The organism is Flavobacterium sp. PLA-DH12 (genome assembly GCF_059511845.1).
This window is the reverse complement of sequence record NZ_JCAMPD010000007.1, coordinates 26,786-48,405: the sequence shown is the minus strand read 5'-3', so window position 1 is coordinate 48,405 and position 21,620 is coordinate 26,786. Positions and strand designations below refer to the sequence as shown.

The following is a 21,620-nucleotide window of genomic DNA, read 5'->3' as shown; positions in this document are numbered from 1 at the left end:
ATTTTCGGGTTACCCAATATTATGATTCTAAAAATTAATCTACATTATCGTGCAAAAATGAATTGTTTGAACGTAATTGTAAATCATTATTACTGTCTGTTCCAACAGATATTCTAGAATTTGTATTATTAGACTGAGAGTTAGACAAATCTATTCCTAATCTTTTGTAAGCTGGTTCTTTCTCCAACTCATCGATTCTAGAAACATTGTTATGGAATTTATAGTTAAACTCTTTTAGTTTCTTTCTTCTTTCTTCTGCTCTTAAACGCAATGTTTCTTCAATAGTTAATTCTAAAGGAGAAACTTCAGAAGTTGTTGAAATATCAGGCTGACTTGCAAAATCAACTCTTGGTTTCAATGTAATATTTAATTCCTCTGGAATTGTAGGCTCAACTACTTTTTCAACTGGTTTAGAAGCCAATAAATCGTTTTCAACTTCCATATATTCTTCTAGAGAATATTTAATAATTCCGTTGTCTGAAACTTCAGTTACAGGAACAAATTGCACTGGATCGTTTACTTTAATTTCACGAGTTTCATTTGTCAATTCAAACAGAACTCTGTTATCCTCAATAACTGGCTCTCTTCTTACAGGCTCTTGCTTAAACAAAGGAAGATCAAAAGAAAAAGCAGTTTGTTCTTCTTTTTCAAAAACTCTTTGTTGCTGCACTGGTTGAATCGGCTGTTGTTGCTGTACTTGCTGAACAGCTGGCACCTCAGGAGATGAAATTGTAAAATCGATATCTGTAATTGGCGAAACAATTTCGAAAGTTACATCTAGATTTTTGATAAACTCAGACATCACCACTAACTCTTCCTGATTAATTGCTGGAGCAACAGCTTGTGCAGTTGGAGTAAATGTTTCATCATCGTCAACTAAATCAAAAACAACTTTATCTTCTGCTTTTGCTGTCGGTGTATCAACAGTTAGGTCAAAAGAAGCAAGCGGTTTATTGGTTAGATTATGAACGCTTCTTTGCTCATCTTCTAACGTATGAATGATTTTCTTTGGTTCTGTATTTACAATTTCATTTTGTTGTTCCACATCAAAACCTGTAGCAATAATAGTTACTGCAATAGCTTCACCAAGAGTTTCGTCTTCACCAACCCCCATAATGATATTTGCATTGTAACCAGCTTCATCTTGAATGTGATCGTTGATTTCTCCAATTTCGTCAAGAGTAATCTCATTAGTTCCAGAAACGATAAGCAACAATACGTTTTTGGCACCTGTAATTTTATTATCGTTCAACAATGGAGAATCCAAAGCAGAAACAATAGCATCTTTAGCTCTGTTGTCGCCTTCAGCCACAGAAGATCCCATGATCGCAGTTCCACTGTTAGCCAAAACAGTTTTCGCGTCACGTAAATCGATATTCTGAGTATAGTGGTGCGTAATTACTTCGGCAATACCTCTAGAGGCTGTTGCCAAAACTTCATCCGCTTTAGAAAATCCTGCTTTAAATCCAAGATTTCCATATACTTCTCTTAATTTATTGTTGTTGATTACAATTAAAGAATCGACCTGCTTACGCAATTTCTCGATTCCAATAATCGCCTGCTCTTGACGTACTTTCCCTTCAAATTGAAACGGAATTGTCACGATACCAACAGTTAATATTTCTCTTTCTTTTGCTAATTGAGCAATTACTGGAGCTGCACCAGTTCCTGTTCCTCCACCCATACCAGCAGTAATAAATACCATCTTAGTATTTTTATCAAGCATTTTCTCAATATCCGAAATACTTTCGATTGCCGACTGCTGTCCAACGTCTGGATTTGCTCCTGCTCCTAATCCTTCAGTTAAATTAACTCCTAACTGAATCTTATTGGGTACTGAACTATTTTGAAGCGCTTGCGAATCGGTATTACAAACGATAAAATCTACGCCTTTAATACCTTGTTTGAACATGTGGTTAATTGCGTTACTTCCGCCTCCACCTACACCTATTACTTTGATTACATTTGATTGATTTTTTGGTAAATCAAATGAAATACTTCCAAATTCTGAGTTGCTCATCATCTTTTTGGTTTTTTGAAATTCTTATTAAGTACATTTTTTACTTCTTGACTTGGGGCAAGAAATAATCCTTCTCTTTTTATTATTCTGCGTTGTCTAAAAATTCTTTGATTTTGTCGACATATCGATCAAAAAATGATCTTCTTATTTTGGTCTCAGTAGATTCATTTTTAGGAATCCTTTGACTTACGGTTTCTCTAGATTCTTCAATGGTTTCTACTTTCTCAACGTAGTTTTCTTCAACTTCGTATCGCTGCACTGGCGGAGCAGTTCTGTAAACAACTTTTGGCTGTTCTTGAACCATTTCCAATCTAACAGCGCTTTGCGAACTGTTTTCGATACTATTCATTACTAATCCTACTGCGGTTGCATATAGCGGGCTAGAGATTTCTTCACTAGAGTTTCCAGCCAAATGCTCGTTCGGATAACCAATTCTAGTATCCATTCCTGTAATGTATTCTACCAGTTGCTTAATGTGCTTTAATTGTGCACCTCCACCTGTTAAAACAATTCCAGCGATTAACTTTTTACGAGGATCTTCGTGCCCATAAGCTTTAATTTCTGCAAAAACCTGCTCTACAATTTCCACAACTCTCGCATGGATAATTTTTGATAGGTTTTTAAGCGAAATCTCTTTTGGCTCTCTTCCTCTTAAACCTGGAATTGAAACAATCTCGTTGTCTTTGTTTTCTCCTGGCCAAGCAGATCCGAATTTAATTTTTAAAAGTTCAGCTTGTTTTTCAATAATAGAACATCCTTCTTTGATATCATCTGTAATGACATTTCCTCCAAAAGGAATTACAGCTGTATGACGAATGATACCATCTTTGAAAATAGCCAAATCTGTTGTTCCGCCTCCAATATCGATAAGCGCAACACCAGCTTCTTTTTCTTCCTGACTTAAAACAGCATCTGCCGAAGCTAATGGTTCTAATGTTAAACCAGATAATTCTATTCCTGAACTCTGAATACATCTTCCAACGTTTCTGATTGAAGATGCCTGTCCAACTACAACGTGAAAACTAGATTCTAATCTTCCGCCGTACATTCCGATTGGCTCTTTAATTTCAGATTGCCCGTCGATTTTAAATTCTTGTGGTAAAACGTGAATAATTTCCTCTCCCGGTAACATCGCCAGTTTGTTTACCTGATCGATTAGAAGTTGAATATCTTTTTCGCCAATTACTTCTTCTGGATTATTTCTGCTGATATAATCTGTATGCTGAATACTTCTGATGTGCTGTCCGGCAATACCCACAACTACATCTTTAATTTTATAACCTGAATTATTTTCTGCTTCGAGTATCGCTTGTTGTATCGATTGTATCGTCTGCGTAATGTTGTTTACTACTCCTCTGGCAACACCCAAACTTTTGGATTTACCAATGCCCAAAATCTCCAACTTACCATATTCATTTTTTTTGCCAATCATGGCAACGATTTTGGTTGTTCCAATATCTAGACCTACTGCAATGTTATCTTTTTCCATTTTCTATTATTTAGTGCAAACTACTTGTTCCGTAAACCTAAGGTCAATTTTTTTGTATTTGTATAACGAACTATCTAAAACCGCTTTTTGAAAAAACGCTTTATAGTTTCTAAATTTCTTATCAACATTCATCGTTCTGCCAAAATCTATGAAGTAATCATAGTTGCGATTAAACATTTTTAAGCTTCCATTCGGCATAATCTCTATAGCAATGATGTTTTTTTTCAAAAACGCATCGTCATAAATTGTGCGAAATAAAGCTGCTAAATCTTCGTTATTTTTTTCATTTATTGCCCCTGAAACAAGAGGAACTCGCGCAGTGAAATTGTCTGATAAGGGCATTTTATTTCCCTCATAGTCAATATAAAAAGAAGCAGCGCCATCATAAACTCTTGCTATGGGCGTCTTCTGTTTTACTACTGCTTTTAGAACTCCATCGATACTTACAAAAACGTTTGACTTCTCAATCATCTCTTGCGTATCGAGGGTTTTCTCTATCTTATTCAAATCTAGTTCATCTTTTCTAATACTGGAAGCGTCTCTTTTATTTTCTATCAACAATTTATTAACCGTTTCTGGCTTCACAAAAAGCGTATTTTCTCCTACAAAAACAACCATAGATTTTTTCAATTTTCGATCGCCATTTCGATGCTGTGCGAAAGAATATAGAAAAAGAACTAGTCCGAAAATAAGTACTAATCTAATATTTGCCCAATTAAATATTTTCATTTAAAACCTTTTTAATTGACGGAACCATTTCTCCCAGATCACCAGCTCCAATTGTTACAATAATAGGTGCATCACTGGCTTTGATTTCACCTAATAAATCTTCTTTTGCAACAATTTTTTTGTTCGAATTTGTCATTTTACCCAAAAGCCACTCAGAAGTCACTCCTTCCATCGGAAGCTCTCTTGCAGGGTAAATATCCATCAAAAACACTTCATCAAACTGCGATAAGCTTGCTGCAAATCCGTCAACGAAATCTCTTGTTCTACTAAATAAATGTGGTTGGAAAATTGCCAGCACTTTACGCCCTGGATACAATTCTCTAACTGCTTGATGAACAGCATTTATTTCTGTTGGATGATGTGCATAATCATCGATATAAACTAAATTTTCACTCTTAATCTGGTACGAAAAACGTCTTCTTATCCCGTTGAATGAAGCAATGGCTTTTGCAATAGAATCGGTCGGGGTGCCGAAAGTCTTAGCCATCGCAATAGCCATTAATCCATTCATTAAATTATGTTTTCCAGGCAATCCGAAACGTAAATCTTTCATAATTTCTGAAGGCGTCTGCACATCAAAAACGTAAGCTCCATCTTCTATTCGAACATTATAAGCCTTATATACAGCATCTTCATTTATAGCACATTGAACGCCGTCTAAAGGCAATTCTTTGGTTATAAAAAGATTGTTTTTATCTTCAACTTTTGAAGCAAATTCTCTAAAAGAAGCCTCAATTGCATCACTTGTACCATAAATATCCAAATGATCTGCATCCATAGAAGTTACACAAGCAATATCTGGACGCAAATGCAAAAATGATCTGTCAAATTCGTCTGCTTCTACAACTGTTACTGTTTTTCCGCTTCCTATTAAATTAGAATTATAATTCTCAACAATTCCTCCAATAAAAGCCGTTACATCGGCACCGCTTTGAAACAAAATATGCCCCAAAATACTAGACGTAGTAGTTTTTCCGTGTGTTCCTGCAACTGCAAAACAAAAAGTATCTCTACTTATAATTCCAAGAACTTCGGCACGTTTTTTAACCTCAAAATGTCTTTCAACAAAATAATTCCATTCTGAATGTGTTTTTGGAACCGCTGGCGTATAAATTACTAGCGTATTTTCAACATAATAATCTGTTGGAATCAAATTTATATTGTCTTCAAAATGAATATCTATACCACTTTCAATCAACTCATTAGTTAGCATGGAAGGAGTTTTGTCGTAACCTGAAACTTGTTTTCCAATAAACTTGAAATAACGAGCCAGGGCACTCATTCCGATGCCTCCGATACCAATAAAATAAACGTTTTGTATTTGATTTAAATTCATTTCTTTTTTTGCTTTAAGCATTAAGCCTTAAGCTTTAAGCTTCCGACTTTTGTCTATACATTATTTGATTCTCTTATATTCTTTTAATCAGCATAAAGCTTACTGCCTATAGCCTAAAGCTTATAGCTTAATAAGCTTCACAATCTCTGCTACAATATCTTGAGTAGCTTTTGGTTTTGCCAGTTTTTTAATATTATCACTTAGTTGTTTCTGTTTTCCTGAATCTTTCAGCAGCGCTTCAAAAACAATGCTAAACTGACTGTCAAGCTCAGATTCTTTCAACAAAATCGCACCTTTTTCGTCTACAATTGCTTGCGCATTTTTAGTTTGGTGATCCTCAGCTACATTCGGCGATGGAATAAAAATGACTGGTTTTCCCACAATACACAATTCTGACACCGACGAAGCTCCAGCACGTGAAATTATGACATCTGATGCCGCGTAGACAAAATCCATTCTTTCAATAAAATCAACCACTTTTACATTTTGCTGATTGTATTTTTTATATTCTTCAAAATATAATTTTCCGCATTGCCAGATTACCTGTACATCTTGAGAAAGAAAATTTTGCAATTCTTTTTCAATTAACTGATTGATTCTTCTTGCTCCTAAACTTCCTCCTAAAACCAGCAACGTTTTCTTGTTCGGATCTAAATCATAAAAAGCAATTGCTTCATCACGTTTGCTTTCAATATCGATTAAATCCTGACGAACTGGATTTCCAGTTAAAACAATTTTCTCTTTTGGAAAAAAACGTTCTAAATTTTGATACGCCACACAAATTGCATTTGCTTTTTTACTTAACAATTTGTTTGTTATTCCTGGATAAGAATTCTGCTCTTGAACCACTGTTGGAATTCCAGCCGAACCTGCCGCTTGCAATAAGGGTCCGCTAGCAAAACCGCCTGTTCCAATTACCACATTTGGCTTGAACTTTTTAATTATTCTTTTTGATTCCAATAAACTGCTTGCTAGTTTAAGTGGAAACATGAAATTTTGTAATGTCAATTTTCGCTGCAGACCAGCAATCCAAAGACCTTTTATTTCGTAACCTGCCTGAGGCACTTTCTGCATTTCCATTTTATCTTTGGCACCTACAAAAAGAAATTCTGCATCAGGAAATTGTAATTTTAATTCGTTTGCAATTGCAATTGCAGGATAGATATGCCCTCCTGTTCCTCCTCCGCTAAGTATGAATTTATACTTTGTCATCGTTCTAAAAATTACAACTTTTTAAAAAATTTTTATATTCTAATCCTATTTGTTTAAAACCGCATTCATAGGGTTTCTTGAACTATCTTCGATGGAATACATTGGCTCTTCTTCGTATATTTCATCTGCAGGCAAATCCTCTTCTGCCATTTCTTTATCTATTAATCGCTGTAAGGCTTCTTTTCGTTTTTCTCTCTCAAGCTTATCCTCAGCAATTTCTTCTTCTTTTCTTGTCACACTAATGATAATTCCGAGTCCAAGACAAGTCATCCAAATCGAACTTCCCCCACTACTTATCAACGGAAGCGTTTGTCCTGTAACTGGCAATAACTCAACAGCAACCGCCATATTGATCATAGCCTGAAATATCATAGGAAAACCGACACCAACGACGACTAATTTTCCAAATATAGTTGGTGCTTTATGGGAAGCTATTACAAAACGGAACAATAACAATAAGTATAAAATTACTATCGAAACTCCACCAACTAAACCGTATTCCTCTACAATAATAGCGTAGATAAAATCGGAAGAAGATTGTGGCAAAAAGTTTTTCTGAACACTTTTTCCAGGACCTAATCCTCCTAATTTCCCAGATGCAATTGCAATTTTTGCTTTCTCAATCTGATAATCATCTTCATCAGGTTTGTCTGTTGTAAAATTCGTAATACGGCTTTCCCAAGTTGAAACCCTGCTAAAGAACCTTGAATCTGGAAAAGCTTTTGCAACTAATAAGAAGAATGCCAACATTGCAACTCCTGAACCAATGATAAAAGCAATATATTTTAATGGATACTTTCCAATAAATGTCAACATTAAAACCATTGAAAAGATTAACGCTGTAGTTGAAAAGTTCGCTGGTAAAATCAATATTAACGTAATGAACACTGGAATCCAAAGCTGAATCAATGAGGTCTGAAAAGGCTCATTTTCTTCTTTGGTTTTAGATAAATAACGTGCCACATAAATAAACAAAACGATTGCTGCTAATGTTGAAGTCTGAAATGTGATTCCGATAAAAGGAACCTGAATCCAACGACTTGCATTTGCTCCTGCAATTACAGTTCCTTTTAAAAGCGTATAGATCAATAAAATCCAAACGACTGGAAGCGCAATTTTTGATATCGCTCTAAAATAATGATATGGAACTCTATGCACCCAGTAAATGATTAAAAAACCAATACAGATATGCGCCAGATGTTTTACCAAATATCCTAATGTATTTCCTGTTCCATGCCCAATATAGGCCAAATTACTACTAGCGCTAAAAACAGGCATAAACGAAAACAACGCCAATAAGGCCACGAATGACCATATTACCCTATCTCCTTTTAGTTTGTTTACCAGCTCCTTCATAATCTTTTTGTTTCAGGTTTTCTTTTTTTTCATGTTTCAAGTTTCAGGTGTCTAACTTGAAACCTGAAACTTGAAACTATTTTCTACAAGTTGTGCACAGCTTGTTTAAATTGTTTTCCACGGTCTTCGTAGTTTTCGAATAAATCGAAACTTGCGCAGGCTGGAGACAATAAAACCACATCGCCTTTTTCTGTTAATCTTTGAGCAGTTTTTACTGCATCATTCATATTATTTACTTCAACCATAATATCAACAACGTTTCCAAAAGCATCGATAATTTTACGGTTATCGATTCCAAGACAGATAATTGCTTTCACTTTTTCGCGTACCAACGACATTAATTCGTTGTAATCGTTTCCTTTGTCAACACCTCCAACAATCCATACTGTTGGAGCATTCATACTATCCAAAGCAAAGAAAGTAGCATTTACATTTGTTGCTTTTGAATCGTTGATATATTGAACGTTTTGTATTTTTAGTACTTTTTCTAAACGGTGCTCAACACCTTGGAAATTAGATAGACTTTCACGAATCGTTGCATTTCTAATTTGCATCAATTTAGCTACAGAGCTTGCTGCCATGGCGTTTTTCATATTATGTTTTCCTTCTAACGCAATGTGTTCTGTATCCATTGTAAACTCTTCTTGGTTGATCTTTATTTCCATTTTGTTGTTATTTATAGAAGCCCCTTCATCAAATTTTTTCGTCAATGAAAAAGGAATTAGTTTTGCTTTTGTTTTGTTCTTCTTTAACCATTCTGTACTTGCCTCATCGTCTGCATCGTAAATGAGATAATCGTTCTCAGTCTGGTTCATCGTTATTCGGAACTTCGAATTGATATAATTTTCATATTTATATTCGTATCGATCTAAATGGTCCGGACTTATATTGGTTATTATGGCAATATCTGGTCTGTAATTTATTATTCCATCTAACTGAAAACTGCTTAATTCAAGAACGTAGGCATCAAATTTATTTTCCGCCACCTGCCAGGCGAAGCTTTTTCCAATATTTCCACCCAATCCAACATTTAATCCTGCATATTTCAACAAGTGATGTGTCAACATTGTGGTAGTAGTTTTACCATTGCTTCCGGTAATCCCAATGGTCATTGCATCTGTGTAAGGAATCGCAAATTCAATTTCCGAAATCACCTTTACTCCTGCTGCGATGAGTTTTTTAACTATCGGGGATTTATCAGGAATTCCAGGGCTTTTCATCACCACATCAGCATTTAGAATTAAATCTTCCGTATGCCGCTCTTCTTCCCAAGCAATTTTATTAATGATAAGAACTTCTTTATAGCTTTCCTTTATTTTTCCAAAGTCCGATACAAAAACATCGTAACCCTGTTTCTTACCGAGGATCGCGGTTCCTACTCCGCTTTCTCCTCCACCTAAAACTACTAATCTCATTTATCTTAATTTTAGGGTAATGATTGATAAAATGGCCAGCATCACAGCTACAATCCAGAAACGGGTTACAATTTTACTTTCGTGATATCCCTTTTTCTGATAATGATGATGAAGCGGTGACATCAAGAAAATTCTTCGTCCTTCTCCGAAACGCTTTTTCGTATATTTAAAATAACTTACCTGAATAATTACTGAAGCACTTTCTGCTAAGAAAATTCCGCAGAACAAAACAATCAATATTTCTTTACGAACTGCAATTGCTAAAACCGCGATGATTCCACCAATTGTCAAACTTCCCGTATCTCCCATAAACACCGATGCCGGAAATGAGTTATACCAAAGAAATCCGATAAGTGCACCCACAAAGGCAGAAATAAAAACCGTCATTTCTCCCGAATTGGGGATATACATAATGTTTAGATAATTCGAAAAAATAATATTACCTGAAACGAATGTAAAAATCCCGAGCGCGAGGACAGATATTGCGGAAGTTCCTGCTGCGAGTCCGTCAATTCCATCCGTTAAATTAGCACCATTTGAAACTGCTGTTATAATAAAAATTACTACTGGAATAAATACAAGCCAAGCCCATTTCTCATATCCATCTCCCATAAAAGACAATACTTCAGCATAGTCAAATTCGTTGTTTTTTACAAAAGGAATTGTAGTAGCTGTAGATTTTTCTTCAACTCCTGCTGGTACAATAACAGTCGAATTTGCTGCTGTCTTAAAAATATCTGCACGCCCTGTGTCTGTTCTTACTGTAACTGCAGCATTAAAATAAAGAACTGCACCAACGATGATTCCAAGACCAACTTGACCAATTACTTTAAAAATACCTTTTAAACCTTGTTTATCTTTTTTGAATATTTTGATATAATCATCAACAAAACCAATTGTTCCCATCCATAATGTAGTTACAATTAGCAAAACAATATAAATGTTATGCAATCTTGCAAACAATAGAACAGGAATAAGAGTGGCAAAAATGATAATTAATCCACCCATTGTAGGTGTACCAGCTTTTTCATTCTGACCTGCAAGACCAAGTTCTCGCACAGTTTCTCCTACTTGCTGACGACGCAAAAAGTTAATCACTCTTTTACCATAAATAGTCGATAGAAGCAACGAAAGCATAAATGCCAAAGCTGACCTAAATGTGATGTACTGGAAAACTCCTGTTCCTGGAAGATCCAACGTTTTATCAAAATATTCAAATAAATAGTACAGCATATTTTTTTATTTTTTAAATTCCAATTGTGAAATCCCAAATTCCAATTGTGTGATGGTATTTGAACTTAATTTTTTTTATTTATTCAGTTGTTCTAAAATTTCTCTTACCGTTTCCATATCATCAAAATGATGGCGAACACCATTTATTTCTTGATACGTTTCGTGCCCTTTTCCTGCGATTAGAATGATATCTTTAGGCTGAGCAAATTGACAAGCTGTTTTAATTGCTTGTTTTCTATCTGTAATTCGAAGCATTTTTTTATAATTGTGTGGCTCAACTCCTTGCTCCATTTCATCCAAAATAACTTCTGGATCTTCATTTCTCGGATTATCCGAAGTCAAAATCGCTTTATCGCTTAAATCTGAAGCAATCTTTGCCATAATCGGGCGTTTTGTTTTGTCTCGATTTCCTCCACATCCAACAACAGTAATCAACTGCTCATTTTTAGTACGGATATCATTTATTGTTTTCAAAACATTTTCCAATGCATCTGGCGTATGTGCATAATCTACAACAGCTGTAATACCTCCATCTGATACGATATATTGAAAACGACCCGAAACACTTTCTAAATCAGACAGTAAACGCAACGCTTCAAGACTATCAATTCCTAGCTCTACTGCAGTTCCATAAATTGCTAAAACGTTGTATGCGTTGAATGTACCAATCAGTTTTACCCAAACTTCATTGTCGTTAACTTTCAACAATAATCCTGATAATTGGCTTTCTAAAATCTGCGCTCTATAATCAGCATATGACTTTAAAGCGTAGGTTAGTTTTTTAGCAACAGTATTCTGCAACATTACAGAACCATTTTTATCATCAATATTAGATAAAACAAAAGCTGATTTTGGAAGTGAGTCAAAAAATGATTTTTTAACATCTCTATATTCAGCAAATGTTGGATGATAATCTAAATGATCGTGAGAAAGGTTCGTAAAAATTCCGCCTACAAAATGTAGAGCTTCCGTACGTTTTTGATGAATTCCATGCGAGCTTACTTCCATAAAACAATGCGTAACTCCAGCCTCAACCATTTCATTCAAATAATGATTTATAGTCAAAGAATCTGGCGTTGTATGCGTTGCAGGATATTCCGTTTTGTCTACTACGATTTTTACAGTTGACAGTAATCCCACTTTAAAACCAGCTTTTTCAAACAACTGAAACAATAATGACGCAATTGTCGTTTTTCCATTTGTTCCTGTTACTCCAACTAATTTTAATTTTGCAGATGGATCTTCAAAATAATTAGCTGCCATAAAAGCTAAAGCGGTATTGGTATCTTTTACTTGAATATAGGTAACATCGTTTACAACAGTTGCAGGAAGTGTATCGCAAATAATTGCTTTTGCTCCAAGTTCAATTGCTTTCTCTATGTAATCATGCCCATCTGAAAGTGAACCGCGAATTGCCACAAAAATGTCATTTGCTTCTACTTTGCGCGAATCAAATTCAATTTTATGAATAGCAATATCTGTTGAACCTTTTACAGATTCAATAGCCACTTTATATAATATGTCTTTTAATACTTTCACGATAATTCTAATACAATTGTTGTGTTTTTGCTAATACTGGTTCCCGCTTGAATTGATTGATTCTTCACTTTCCCCATTCCATTTACTTTTACTTTCAAACCTAAATTTTCCAATAAAGCAATCGCATCCATTCCTGGCATTCCTTTTAAATTCGGAATCTCGTTCAGCTTTTTATTAGCTTCAGCCGTATATCTATCATAACTAGCATCCTGTTTTGGAATTCTAGAATCTAATTTTTTAATCTTATTTGTTGAAGGCGCATCTGTAAAAATCTTTTGGGCAATTCTTTTAAAAACTGGCCCAGCAACATCTGCTCCGTAATAGTTATTTCTAGATGTATTTGGCTTATGAACCACTACAATACAAGAATATTTAGGATGATCGGCTGGGAAATAACCTGCGAAAGAAGATGCATAATACATTCCTTCTCTTCCTGCATTACCATAATTCACCATAGCTGTTCCTGTTTTTCCTGCCATTGAGAAATCTTTTGAATACAACTTAGAACCCGTTCCTTTTTTTACCACATTCGCCAAAACTGCTTTTACTTTTTTTAGCGTTTCAGGCGAACAAACCTTTGGATTCATTACTTCTGTATCAAACTTTTTAATGGTTTTGTTCCACTCTTTAATTTCTGATACAAATTGCGGTTTTACCATTACCCCATTATTCGCAACCGCATTATATAAAGTTAAAGTCTGCATTGGCGTAACCGAAACGTTATATCCAAAAGCCATCCACGGAAGCGTAGTTCCAGACCAATGTTTATCACCAGGTTGCGGAATATAAGGTCTTCCTTCTCCTTTAAAATGCAATCCTAATGGTTTATTTAAACCTAATTCATTAATATGATTTACAAACTTAGACGGGTTACTTTTGTAATTGTCATAAACTGCCTGAACCATTACTGTATTAGACGAAAGTTCAAATCCGCGTGCTAAAGTAACTTTTCCGTAACCACCTCTATGCGAATCACGAACGGCTCTTCCATAATATCTGATTTCCCCACCATGGCTATCGTAAACCGTACTTGTGTCAGCTACTTTATCTTCTAAAATCGCCATTAGATCAACCAATTTAAAAGTCGATCCTGGCTCGTGAGATTCAGCAACCGCATAATTTGTTGTTTCGTAATAAGAACCATCTTCTGCTCTTCCTAAATTTGAAATCGCTTTTATGTATCCTGTTTCCGTTTCCATAACAACCACACAACCGTGATCTGCTTCGTAATCTTCCAATTGTTTCAACAAAGCGTGGTGCGCAATATCTTGTATAAAAACATCTATAGTCGAAATCACATCGTAACCATCAATTGGATCCACCTCGTTTACATCTCGAATTGGTTTCCATTGCCCTTTTGCAATTTTTTGCTTTAAAATTTTACCATCTTTTCCGTTCAGATAATTTTTAAAAGCCCATTCAATTCCTTTTCCTACCTCTATTCCAGTTGCAGGATCAATGCGGTCATAACCAATTGTTCTTTCTGCAATTTTTCCGATCGGATGTTTTCTAACCGTTTCTTGTTCCACGATGATTCCGCCTTTGAAAGCTCCTAGACTGAACAACGGAAAACCTTTAATTTTCACATACTCAGTGTAACTCAAATTGCGAGCAATCAAGTAATAACGGTTTTTATTTTCACGTGCTTTTCGCAATTCTTTCTGAAAATAACTACTTGGTTTATCTAAAACTGTTGCCAATGAATCTGATAATGGTTTCACATATTTTTCGAAAGTTTCTGTTTTTGGCGCTTTAGCATCAAAACGAATTTCATAATTTGGGATCGATGTTGCCAATAAACTTCCGTCAGCAGAATAAATATTCCCTTTGTTTGCCGGAATCACAAAGTTTCTCACAGTACGCTGTTTAGCCAGTTTTCTATAATAATCTCCTTCAACCCACTGAATATTGGTTAATTTAACGACAATAGCAATTGCCATCAAAAAGATGAAAACTGCTACGAGGTAAATTCTGTAGGATATATGTTTATCGTCTACTGCCATATTCTTTTAAAGAAACTTTTTTCTTCTTCTTTTGTAACTTCTATTTTAACTGGAGGAACTGTCGACGGAAAAATTTGTTTTTCTAACATTTTATCCGAAATAGTTGACTCCATTTTTAATTTCATCAATTCTGAACGTCGATCCACAAATTCAGATCTCAATTCTTTTACTTCATTATTTAATTTCGCGATTTCAAAAACCTTTTGTTCGTATCGCTGTGTATTGGCAATCATCAAAATGGCCAGCAGAATTATAAAAACAATAAATCGCCAATTTTTTACAGCATCTTCATGAATCAGGAATCTTGCTTTTAATATGCTAAATACGCCACTTTTCATTATTTCCTACCTTAATATATATTATAGCTTTTCTGCAACTCTTAATTTGGCACTTCTTGCTCTATTATTAATCTTGATCTCCTCATCATCTGGAACAATCAATTTCCCTATTGTTTTGTATGGAACTGAAAAATTTCCGTAAAAATCTCTTTCTGGCTCACCTTCAAACATTCCGTTTTTAATGAATCTTTTCACCAAACGATCTTCTAAAGAATGGTATGAGATTACAGAAAATCTTCCTCCTGGTTTTAAAATCTCCAATGACTGCTCAATAAATTCTTTTAAAACATCCATTTCCTGATTCACCTCGATTCTGATTGCCTGATAAATCTGAGCCAAGACTTTGTTTCGAACTTTCTCTGGCAAAAACTTTTTCAAAACTTCTTTCAATTCTTCACTCGTTTTGATTGGGTAATCTTTTCTAGCCTCAACAATTGTTCTTGCCAAAACGGGTGCGTTTTTCAACTCCCCATAATCAAAAAAAACACGACGTAAATCCTGTTCTTCATATTCGTTAACCACTCGATAAGCATTTAAATCATTTCTTTGACTCATCCGCATATCTAACTCGGCATCAAATCTTGTTGAGAAACCTCTTTCAGGAACATCAAACTGATGTGATGAAACTCCTAAATCTGCCAGGATTCCATCAACCGACTTTACTCCATGAAAGCGTAAAAATCTTTTTATGAACCTAAAATTCTCATTTATCAGAGTAAACCTTTCGTCTGGCAATGCATTAGCAAGCGCATCTTCATCTTGATCAAATGCAAACAGCCTTCCGTTTGGCCCTAATCTTTTTAAAATCTCTTTTGAATGACCACCGCCTCCAAACGTAACATCTACATACACACCATCAGGCTTAATATTTAAACCATCTACTGTTGGATGAAGCAAAACCGGATTATGATATTCCATCTTCGTCGTCATTAATATTTCCCATTACTTCTTCGGCTAAATCTGCAAAATCCATATCTTCGCCGCTAATTGATTTCTCGTATAAATCTTTGTCCCAAATCTCAACAATATTAACCGCAGATGAAAAAACGACATCTTTAGAAATACTTGCAAACATTACCAAATCTTTTGGAACAAGCAATCGCCCTAATGCATCAACCTCAACCACTTTAACACCAGCAGTAAACCTTCTAATGAAATCGTTGTTCTTTTTTACAAAGCGATTAAGCTTGTTGATTTTTTTCATCATCGCATCCCATTCTACCATAGGATACAACTCTAAACACGGCTGAAAAACAGAACGCTTCAAAACAAATCCGTCTTGAAGAGAAGCCGTCAACTGCTTTTTTAAAGGTGCAGGCATCATTAGCCTTCCTTTAGCATCGACTTTACATTCATATGTTCCAACAATTGTGTTCAAAAAAACTAGTTAACATGTTATACAGCAAAAATATAAAAAAAATTACCACATTTTACCACTTTATACCACTTTGTTAATAAGTTTAACCACTTTACTCCCACACTCCATAATCTACAATCAATCAATACTTTAACTATTAATTAACAGATTCTTAAATACGTTATTCATTCAAAAAAATAATGCGCTAATTTTCTTAAAAAATTGATTATAATGCACATTTCTTAACATTTGCATATTTTAACAAATAGTGGTTTAATCACTGATTTTTAATCATTTATAAATTCTACTCAAATTATCTAGTTAAAAAATGACATCAAAAATTCATTTTTGTTGAATTAACCCTATATTTGTCGAAATTGAAATTGGCATTAGATTAGATGGACAAACACTATAAAAAAGAAGGCAAATACAGCTATTTTGAAGCTGGAGAAGGAACTCCGATCGTTATTCTGCATGGATTAATGGGAGGTCTAAGTAACTTTGATGGTGTAGCACAATATTTCCCAAACAAAGGATATAAAGTTGTTATCCCAGATTTGCCAATATACACCCAAAGCATTTTAAAAACGAACGTAAAAAGTTTTGCGAAATACGTAAAAGACTTTATCACTTTTAAAGGTTTTGACAAAGTAATTCTTTTAGGAAATTCTCTTGGAGGACATATCGCTTTGTACCATACAAAACTTTATCCTGAAAAAGTTGCTGGACTTGTAATCACAGGAAGCTCTGGACTTTACGAAAGCGCAATGGGAGACAGTTACCCAAGAAGAGGCGATTACGAATACATTAAAAAGAAAGCCGAAGATGTATTTTACGACCCGAAAATAGCAACTCCCGAATTGATTGATGAAGTATACGCTACGGCTAATGACCGAATCAAATTAATCAAAACCTTAACTATTGCAAAGAGCGCGATACGTCACAATATGGCTAAAGATTTGCCTAAAATGACTGTTGAAACTTGCATTATTTGGGGTAAAAATGACTCTGTAACACCTCCAAATGTAGCAGAAGAATTCCATAAATTACTACCAAATTCTGATTTGTACTGGATAGACAAATGTGGACACGCAGCAATGATGGAACACCCTCAAGAATTTAACGAAGTTCTTGAAAAATGGCTTACTGAAAAGAATTTATAGCCGTTAAAATTTATTTTTTAGGAGGTTTTAAAACGAAGGAATATGAAAATTAACACCGCCGAATTTATTGTCAGCAATTCTGACGCATCAAAATGTCCAAAGGACTTTTTACCAGAATATGCCTTTATAGGAAGATCAAACGTAGGTAAGTCGTCTTTGATTAATATGCTTACCAACAATAAAAATTTAGCAAAAACATCTGGAAAACCAGGAAAAACACAATTAATAAACCACTTTAAAATCAACAACAATTGGTTTTTGGTCGATTTACCTGGTTACGGTTACGCTAAAGTTTCAAAGAAAACAAAGTCAACTTTTCAGAAGTTCATCACCGATTATTTCGAAACTAGAGAGCAGCTTGTTTGCGCTTTTGTTTTGATTGACATTCGCCACGAAGCGCAAAATATCGACATCGAATTTATGTCTTATATGGGCGAAAGCGAGATTCCGTTTTGTATTATTTTTACTAAAGCGGATAAAATTGGTAAAACTAAAATAGATTCGCATATCGCAGCTTACAAAAAACAGATGTTTGCCAATAACTGGGCCGAAATGCCTCAGTATTTTGTAACCTCATCTACAGAATCTATCGGAAAAGAAGAACTTTTGTCTTATATCGATCAAGTAAATCAAGAAGTTTTTAAAAACAACTCGGAATTTTAAAATTAAATTCCAAATTTTTAAAAATATACAATAATAAAAATTCCAAACTCCAATCTTACACTTGGAATTTGGGATTTTTTATATTTATTAGTTTAGTTTTTGCTTCGTTTTTCTTCTGAAATTTAAAGACTTCCATTCTTTATAAATCAAAAACTGATACAGAATATAAAATAAAGAATTGAAAAACCAGAAATCGAGCACAAATGGTTCTGTAAAAAATACAGAATCGGTATTTCCTGAGAGAAAAATCCCCGCACTACTTGTTACATAAATAATGAGTCCGTTACAGAAATAGAAATAATTATGCTTATGCTTTTTTAAATTGGAGACAATAAAATAGATCGCATAAAACAGCAATGGAATAGATGTTATTGTTATTTCTATTAGATTAAACTCCCAATAAAGCGAAGGTTTATTATAATATTGCCATCCTAAAAAAAGAAGCACGGCCCAAAAGACAATTACCATAATCTGCTTTAATACTCTACTTGAAAAACTTTTATAAAAAAAGAGGTTAAGCGTGATAAACTGGAAAATAAAATAATAATGCGAAAGGAAGAAATTAGAATTAGGATAAAGAAACCCGATTATATTACAAAGCAATTCTACACAAAACAATAAAACCAAATAAGCTGTTATAATACGATACAATATATCTCTGTTTTTGCAGGTCATATAAAAGCGTATCGCATTAGCTAGCAAAAAAAACAAACCGATAAGACTTACAAGAAAAGCAAACAGCATATAATTTGATTTATCTAGACAATTTACAATAAAAAAACAAAAAATCCCAAACCCAATCTCTAAGATTGAATTTGGAATTTTACTTATTTGGAATTTAACTATTTTGTCAGCTCAAGTTTTTCCGCAAAGTAGTCACAGAAATCTTTCATTGTGTCTGACATTTTTTCGTCATCTGTTGCACGTTTAAATGTGTCCGACATAGCTACTAAAGTCTGGTGGAAGAAAATTTTCATTTCGTCTACTGGCATGTCTTTTGTCCATAAATCAATACGCATGGTTTCTTTTGCTTTGCTGTCCCAAATAGACAACATAATTGCTTTTGCTTCTTCTGCTTGAACTCCACCGTCTTGCGCACTCCATGTTAGTTTTTCAGGAACACGGTTTTCATCCAATTCTATATTAAATTTAATCTCTGAGTTTATATTTGCCATTATTTCTTAGGTTTATATTTTGATTTTTCGAAGATTTCTTTTGGCTCAATTTTAAATAAATCAGCCAAAGAAACATCACTATTATTTTTCATGTAAGAACGTACCATCTGCCAGCCAATCCAAGCCCCCACTCGCCCTGGAGAATCGTTATCTATTTCTAAAAAGAATTTAGAAAAAGGTGCTGGAGCTATAAATCGCGCTCTCAACTTTGGATCTTCACTATAAAGCATTTCATTTTCTATGAAATAACGCCACATATAGGCCTCGTTTTCTTCACACCATTTTATCTGCTCTGGAGTATATCCCATTTTTTCTGCATCTGTATATTCAGGAATCAGCAAATCTTTTGCATAAAGCTGTTTCCCTTCAAAAACCATTTGTGCAACCAAACTCTTATCTATAGAATTTGGAATATTTCGATACGAAAAACTAGAAACTACGTCTGGCATAATTTGTCTTTCTTCAAAGTTCTCTTTTAAGTAATTTGGAAACTCATAAAACTTATGATTTTTACCTAAATACAATTCTAAAGCTACAACCACTAGACTATCTGCATAAATTGATTTTGCATTATAATCCATTTCTCCAATAACCGTAATTACTTTAGGAATTTTAGTTTTAGGAAAATAATATTTTACGTGCTGAAATAGCTCATTAAACTCTTTGCGAACGGGTTCAAAATTGCTGTATTTTTTCTGAACTTCCTCGTAAACTTCTCTCCAGATCGGATCATTCATTTTCTGAATCCAGACATTATCATCGTTGCCAGGAAAGAAAAACGGGTATTGTTTTTTTATTTTCGGAAGATCTTGCGGTTTAGTCTCAAAAAACACCTTATCAAATCTTTCCACTTTAATATCAACAGGAATTTCTTCTACTTCTTTTTCAACCTTACTTTTTTGATTGCAAGACAAAAAAAACAGGCATAGAACCACTGCAAAGCGATATATTTTCATTTTATTTTAATTAGATTTGTGTTATCAGAATTTTAAGCAGTTGCATACTCAAAATAATTCTGCAAATATACATCCCTGTATCTTAAAACTTAAACTATTATGGCTAAAAAAAGCACAATTCAGACGGAAAAAGTAAATACGCACATTGTAGAGTGGTTAAAAAATTACGCTACTAATGCAAAAGTAAATGGTTTTGTAATTGGAATCTCTGGTGGTGTAGATTCTGCAGTAACTTCAACTTTATGCGCACAGACCGGACTGAACGTTTTATGTGTAGAAATGCCAATTCATCAGGCAGAAAGCCAAGTGACAAGAGGAAGAGAGCATATTGATCAGTTAAAAAAACGTTTCCCAAATGTTTCTGATGTTAAGACTGATTTGACAGAAACTTTTGAATCGTTTAAAAGTGCTGTTCCTTCAACTGAGGATACAGCAAAAGTAAATTTAGCTTTAGCAAACACACGTGCACGTATTAGAATGACTTCTTTATATTATTTAGCAGGAATTCATGGTTTGCTTGTTGCAGGAACTGGAAACAAGGTTGAAGATTTTGGTGTAGGCTTTTATACTAAATATGGAGATGGCGGTGTAGATTTAAGTCCGATTGCTGATTTAATGAAATCTGACGTATACGCTTTAGGAGAATTTTTGCAAATTCCGCAATCCATTTTAACAGCCGCTCCTACTGATGGATTATTTGGAGACAATCGTACAGATGAGGATCAATTAGGCGCTAGTTATGACGAGTTAGAATGGGCGATGTTGGCCGCGGAGTCAGGAAAGACGGCATCTGACTTTGAGGGGAGAGAAAAATCTGTCTTTGAAATTTATAAACGATTAAACACCAGCAACAAGCACAAAATGGATGCAATTCCGGTTTGTTTAATACCAAAAACGTTAAAATAATACATTTTAACATTCTCTGCGAGTTATTACAGAATTTATTTATTAATTTTACCGTTCCAAAAACATGAACAATTCTAAAAAAGGTAAAAATTATGATTAAAGTATGTCTAGCAGACAATCATCCTGTGACGCACTTTGGCGTTAAGTCTTATTTTAAAGACCACGATCAAATTTCAATTGTTGCCAACGTAGGCAATTTTTCAATGGTTAGAGATATCCTTCAAACTAAGGAAATCGATATTCTAATCTTAGACTTAGAGTTAGAAGGTCTTTCTAGTATCTTCGAAATCAAATCAATCCTGAAAAATTTCCCAAAAACAAAAATTGTTATTTTCAGTGATCTTGCTGAGCAAATGTACGCTCCAAACGCAATTAAAGCAGGAGTTTCTGGGTATGTACACAAAACAGAAAAACTTGAAACATTAGGTCATTCTATTATTAAAGTACACGAAGGAAAAATCATCATCAACGAAACAGTACGTAAAAACATGGCACTTATTGCTAAACAAAGCAAAAGTGAGCGTTTGTACAGAAAACTTTCTAACCGCGAAATCGAGGTTTTACGCTACTTAAGTGATGGTAAGAAAAACAATGAAATCTCTAAAATCTTAAATCTGAACGAAAAAACGATCAGTACCTACAAACTGAGATTATTAACTAAATTGAATGTTACTAATTTAGTTGACTTAGTAAACAAAGCGAAGACTTTAGAAATTATTTAATTCAAATC

Annotated in this window: 19 protein-coding genes; 4 read left to right on the top strand and 15 right to left on the bottom strand. The window is 34.4% G+C overall.

The annotated features are described in order from the left end of the window. Nucleotides 1-34 precede the first annotated feature (34 nt). From ftsZ to AC5ZCW_RS14610, 13 genes are all read right to left on the bottom strand, one after another. Complete coding sequence (ftsZ, locus tag AC5ZCW_RS14670) at nucleotides 35-2,023, bottom strand: cell division protein FtsZ (protein WP_496120656.1); 1,989 nt, start codon at nucleotides 2,021-2,023, stop codon at nucleotides 35-37. Nucleotides 2,024-2,102: 79 nt separating this feature from the next. Further along, nucleotides 2,103-3,509, bottom strand: coding sequence for a cell division protein FtsA (gene ftsA / locus AC5ZCW_RS14665; RefSeq protein ID WP_496120655.1), 1,407 nt, complete (start codon nucleotides 3,507-3,509; stop codon nucleotides 2,103-2,105). A 6-nt stretch (nucleotides 3,510-3,515) separates the two neighbouring features. Further along, complete coding sequence (locus AC5ZCW_RS14660; RefSeq protein ID WP_281631262.1) at nucleotides 3,516-4,238, bottom strand: cell division protein FtsQ/DivIB; 723 nt, start codon at nucleotides 4,236-4,238, stop codon at nucleotides 3,516-3,518. After that, nucleotides 4,225-5,574 carry a UDP-N-acetylmuramate--L-alanine ligase gene (gene murC, locus AC5ZCW_RS14655; RefSeq protein ID WP_496120654.1) on the bottom strand — a complete coding sequence of 450 codons (1,350 nt, stop codon included), beginning with the start codon at nucleotides 5,572-5,574 and terminating at the stop codon, nucleotides 4,225-4,227. The genes AC5ZCW_RS14660 and murC overlap by 14 nt, the downstream gene beginning before the upstream one ends. Nucleotides 5,575-5,694: 120 nt before the next feature. After that, nucleotides 5,695-6,786: an undecaprenyldiphospho-muramoylpentapeptide beta-N-acetylglucosaminyltransferase gene (gene murG, locus AC5ZCW_RS14650; protein ID WP_496120653.1), complete on the bottom strand. Its 1,092-nt coding sequence runs from the start codon at nucleotides 6,784-6,786 to the stop codon at nucleotides 5,695-5,697. Between the two features lie 45 nt (nucleotides 6,787-6,831). After that, nucleotides 6,832-8,142 (bottom strand): FtsW/RodA/SpoVE family cell cycle protein, encoded by a 1,311-nt coding sequence (locus tag AC5ZCW_RS14645; RefSeq protein WP_343542949.1) that lies wholly within the window; start codon nucleotides 8,140-8,142, stop codon nucleotides 6,832-6,834. Nucleotides 8,143-8,225: 83 nt separating this feature from the next. Next, complete coding sequence (gene murD, locus AC5ZCW_RS14640) at nucleotides 8,226-9,557, bottom strand: UDP-N-acetylmuramoyl-L-alanine--D-glutamate ligase (RefSeq protein ID WP_343542951.1); 1,332 nt, start codon at nucleotides 9,555-9,557, stop codon at nucleotides 8,226-8,228. After that, complete coding sequence (gene mraY, locus AC5ZCW_RS14635) at nucleotides 9,558-10,790, bottom strand: phospho-N-acetylmuramoyl-pentapeptide-transferase (RefSeq protein ID WP_496120652.1); 1,233 nt, start codon at nucleotides 10,788-10,790, stop codon at nucleotides 9,558-9,560. A 75-nt stretch (nucleotides 10,791-10,865) separates the two neighbouring features. Next, nucleotides 10,866-12,329, bottom strand: a complete 1,464-nt coding sequence (locus tag AC5ZCW_RS14630) for a UDP-N-acetylmuramoyl-L-alanyl-D-glutamate--2,6-diaminopimelate ligase (protein ID WP_496120651.1) — start codon at nucleotides 12,327-12,329, stop codon at nucleotides 10,866-10,868. Beyond that, nucleotides 12,326-14,332 (bottom strand): penicillin-binding protein, encoded by a 2,007-nt coding sequence (locus AC5ZCW_RS14625; RefSeq protein WP_496120650.1) that lies wholly within the window; start codon nucleotides 14,330-14,332, stop codon nucleotides 12,326-12,328. The genes AC5ZCW_RS14630 and AC5ZCW_RS14625 overlap by 4 nt, the downstream gene beginning before the upstream one ends. Then, a complete protein-coding gene (locus AC5ZCW_RS14620) occupies nucleotides 14,323-14,670 on the bottom strand; it encodes an FtsL-like putative cell division protein (RefSeq protein WP_066032697.1) in 348 nt (115 codons plus the stop codon). Before AC5ZCW_RS14620 ends, AC5ZCW_RS14625 begins: the two co-directional genes overlap by 10 nt. Nucleotides 14,671-14,691: 21 nt before the next feature. Next, nucleotides 14,692-15,600, bottom strand: coding sequence for a 16S rRNA (cytosine(1402)-N(4))-methyltransferase RsmH (gene rsmH, locus AC5ZCW_RS14615; protein ID WP_496120649.1), 909 nt, complete (start codon nucleotides 15,598-15,600; stop codon nucleotides 14,692-14,694). Next, nucleotides 15,575-16,048 carry a division/cell wall cluster transcriptional repressor MraZ gene (locus AC5ZCW_RS14610; protein WP_496120648.1) on the bottom strand — a complete coding sequence of 158 codons (474 nt, stop codon included), beginning with the start codon at nucleotides 16,046-16,048 and terminating at the stop codon, nucleotides 15,575-15,577. The genes rsmH and AC5ZCW_RS14610 overlap by 26 nt, the downstream gene beginning before the upstream one ends. 377 nt (nucleotides 16,049-16,425) lie before the next feature. On the opposite strand from AC5ZCW_RS14610, the gene AC5ZCW_RS14605 reads away from it, so the two are divergent. Further along, nucleotides 16,426-17,190: an alpha/beta fold hydrolase gene (locus tag AC5ZCW_RS14605; protein ID WP_177210812.1), complete on the top strand. Its 765-nt coding sequence runs from the start codon at nucleotides 16,426-16,428 to the stop codon at nucleotides 17,188-17,190. Nucleotides 17,191-17,232: 42 nt separating this feature from the next. Next, on the top strand, nucleotides 17,233-17,853 hold the full coding sequence (gene yihA / locus AC5ZCW_RS14600) for a ribosome biogenesis GTP-binding protein YihA/YsxC (RefSeq protein ID WP_343542963.1): 621 nt from the start codon (nucleotides 17,233-17,235) through the stop codon (nucleotides 17,851-17,853). Nucleotides 17,854-18,695: 842 nt separating this feature from the next. Here the strand turns inward: yihA and gldC are convergent. Then, nucleotides 18,696-19,028: a gliding motility protein GldC gene (gene gldC, locus AC5ZCW_RS14595; RefSeq protein ID WP_008467164.1), complete on the bottom strand. Its 333-nt coding sequence runs from the start codon at nucleotides 19,026-19,028 to the stop codon at nucleotides 18,696-18,698. Next, nucleotides 19,028-19,984, bottom strand: coding sequence for a gliding motility lipoprotein GldB (gene gldB, locus AC5ZCW_RS14590; protein WP_496120647.1), 957 nt, complete (start codon nucleotides 19,982-19,984; stop codon nucleotides 19,028-19,030). Before gldB ends, gldC begins: the two co-directional genes overlap by 1 nt. Nucleotides 19,985-20,083: 99 nt before the next feature. Here gldB and nadE point away from each other — a divergent pair, with 99 nt between their 5' ends. Continuing rightward, nucleotides 20,084-20,890 carry an NAD(+) synthase gene (nadE, locus tag AC5ZCW_RS14585; RefSeq protein WP_496120646.1) on the top strand — a complete coding sequence of 269 codons (807 nt, stop codon included), beginning with the start codon at nucleotides 20,084-20,086 and terminating at the stop codon, nucleotides 20,888-20,890. A gap of 92 nt (nucleotides 20,891-20,982) precedes the next feature. Beyond that, nucleotides 20,983-21,612, top strand: coding sequence for a response regulator transcription factor (locus AC5ZCW_RS14580; RefSeq protein WP_008467169.1), 630 nt, complete (start codon nucleotides 20,983-20,985; stop codon nucleotides 21,610-21,612). The last annotated feature ends 8 nt before the right edge of the window (nucleotides 21,613-21,620 follow it).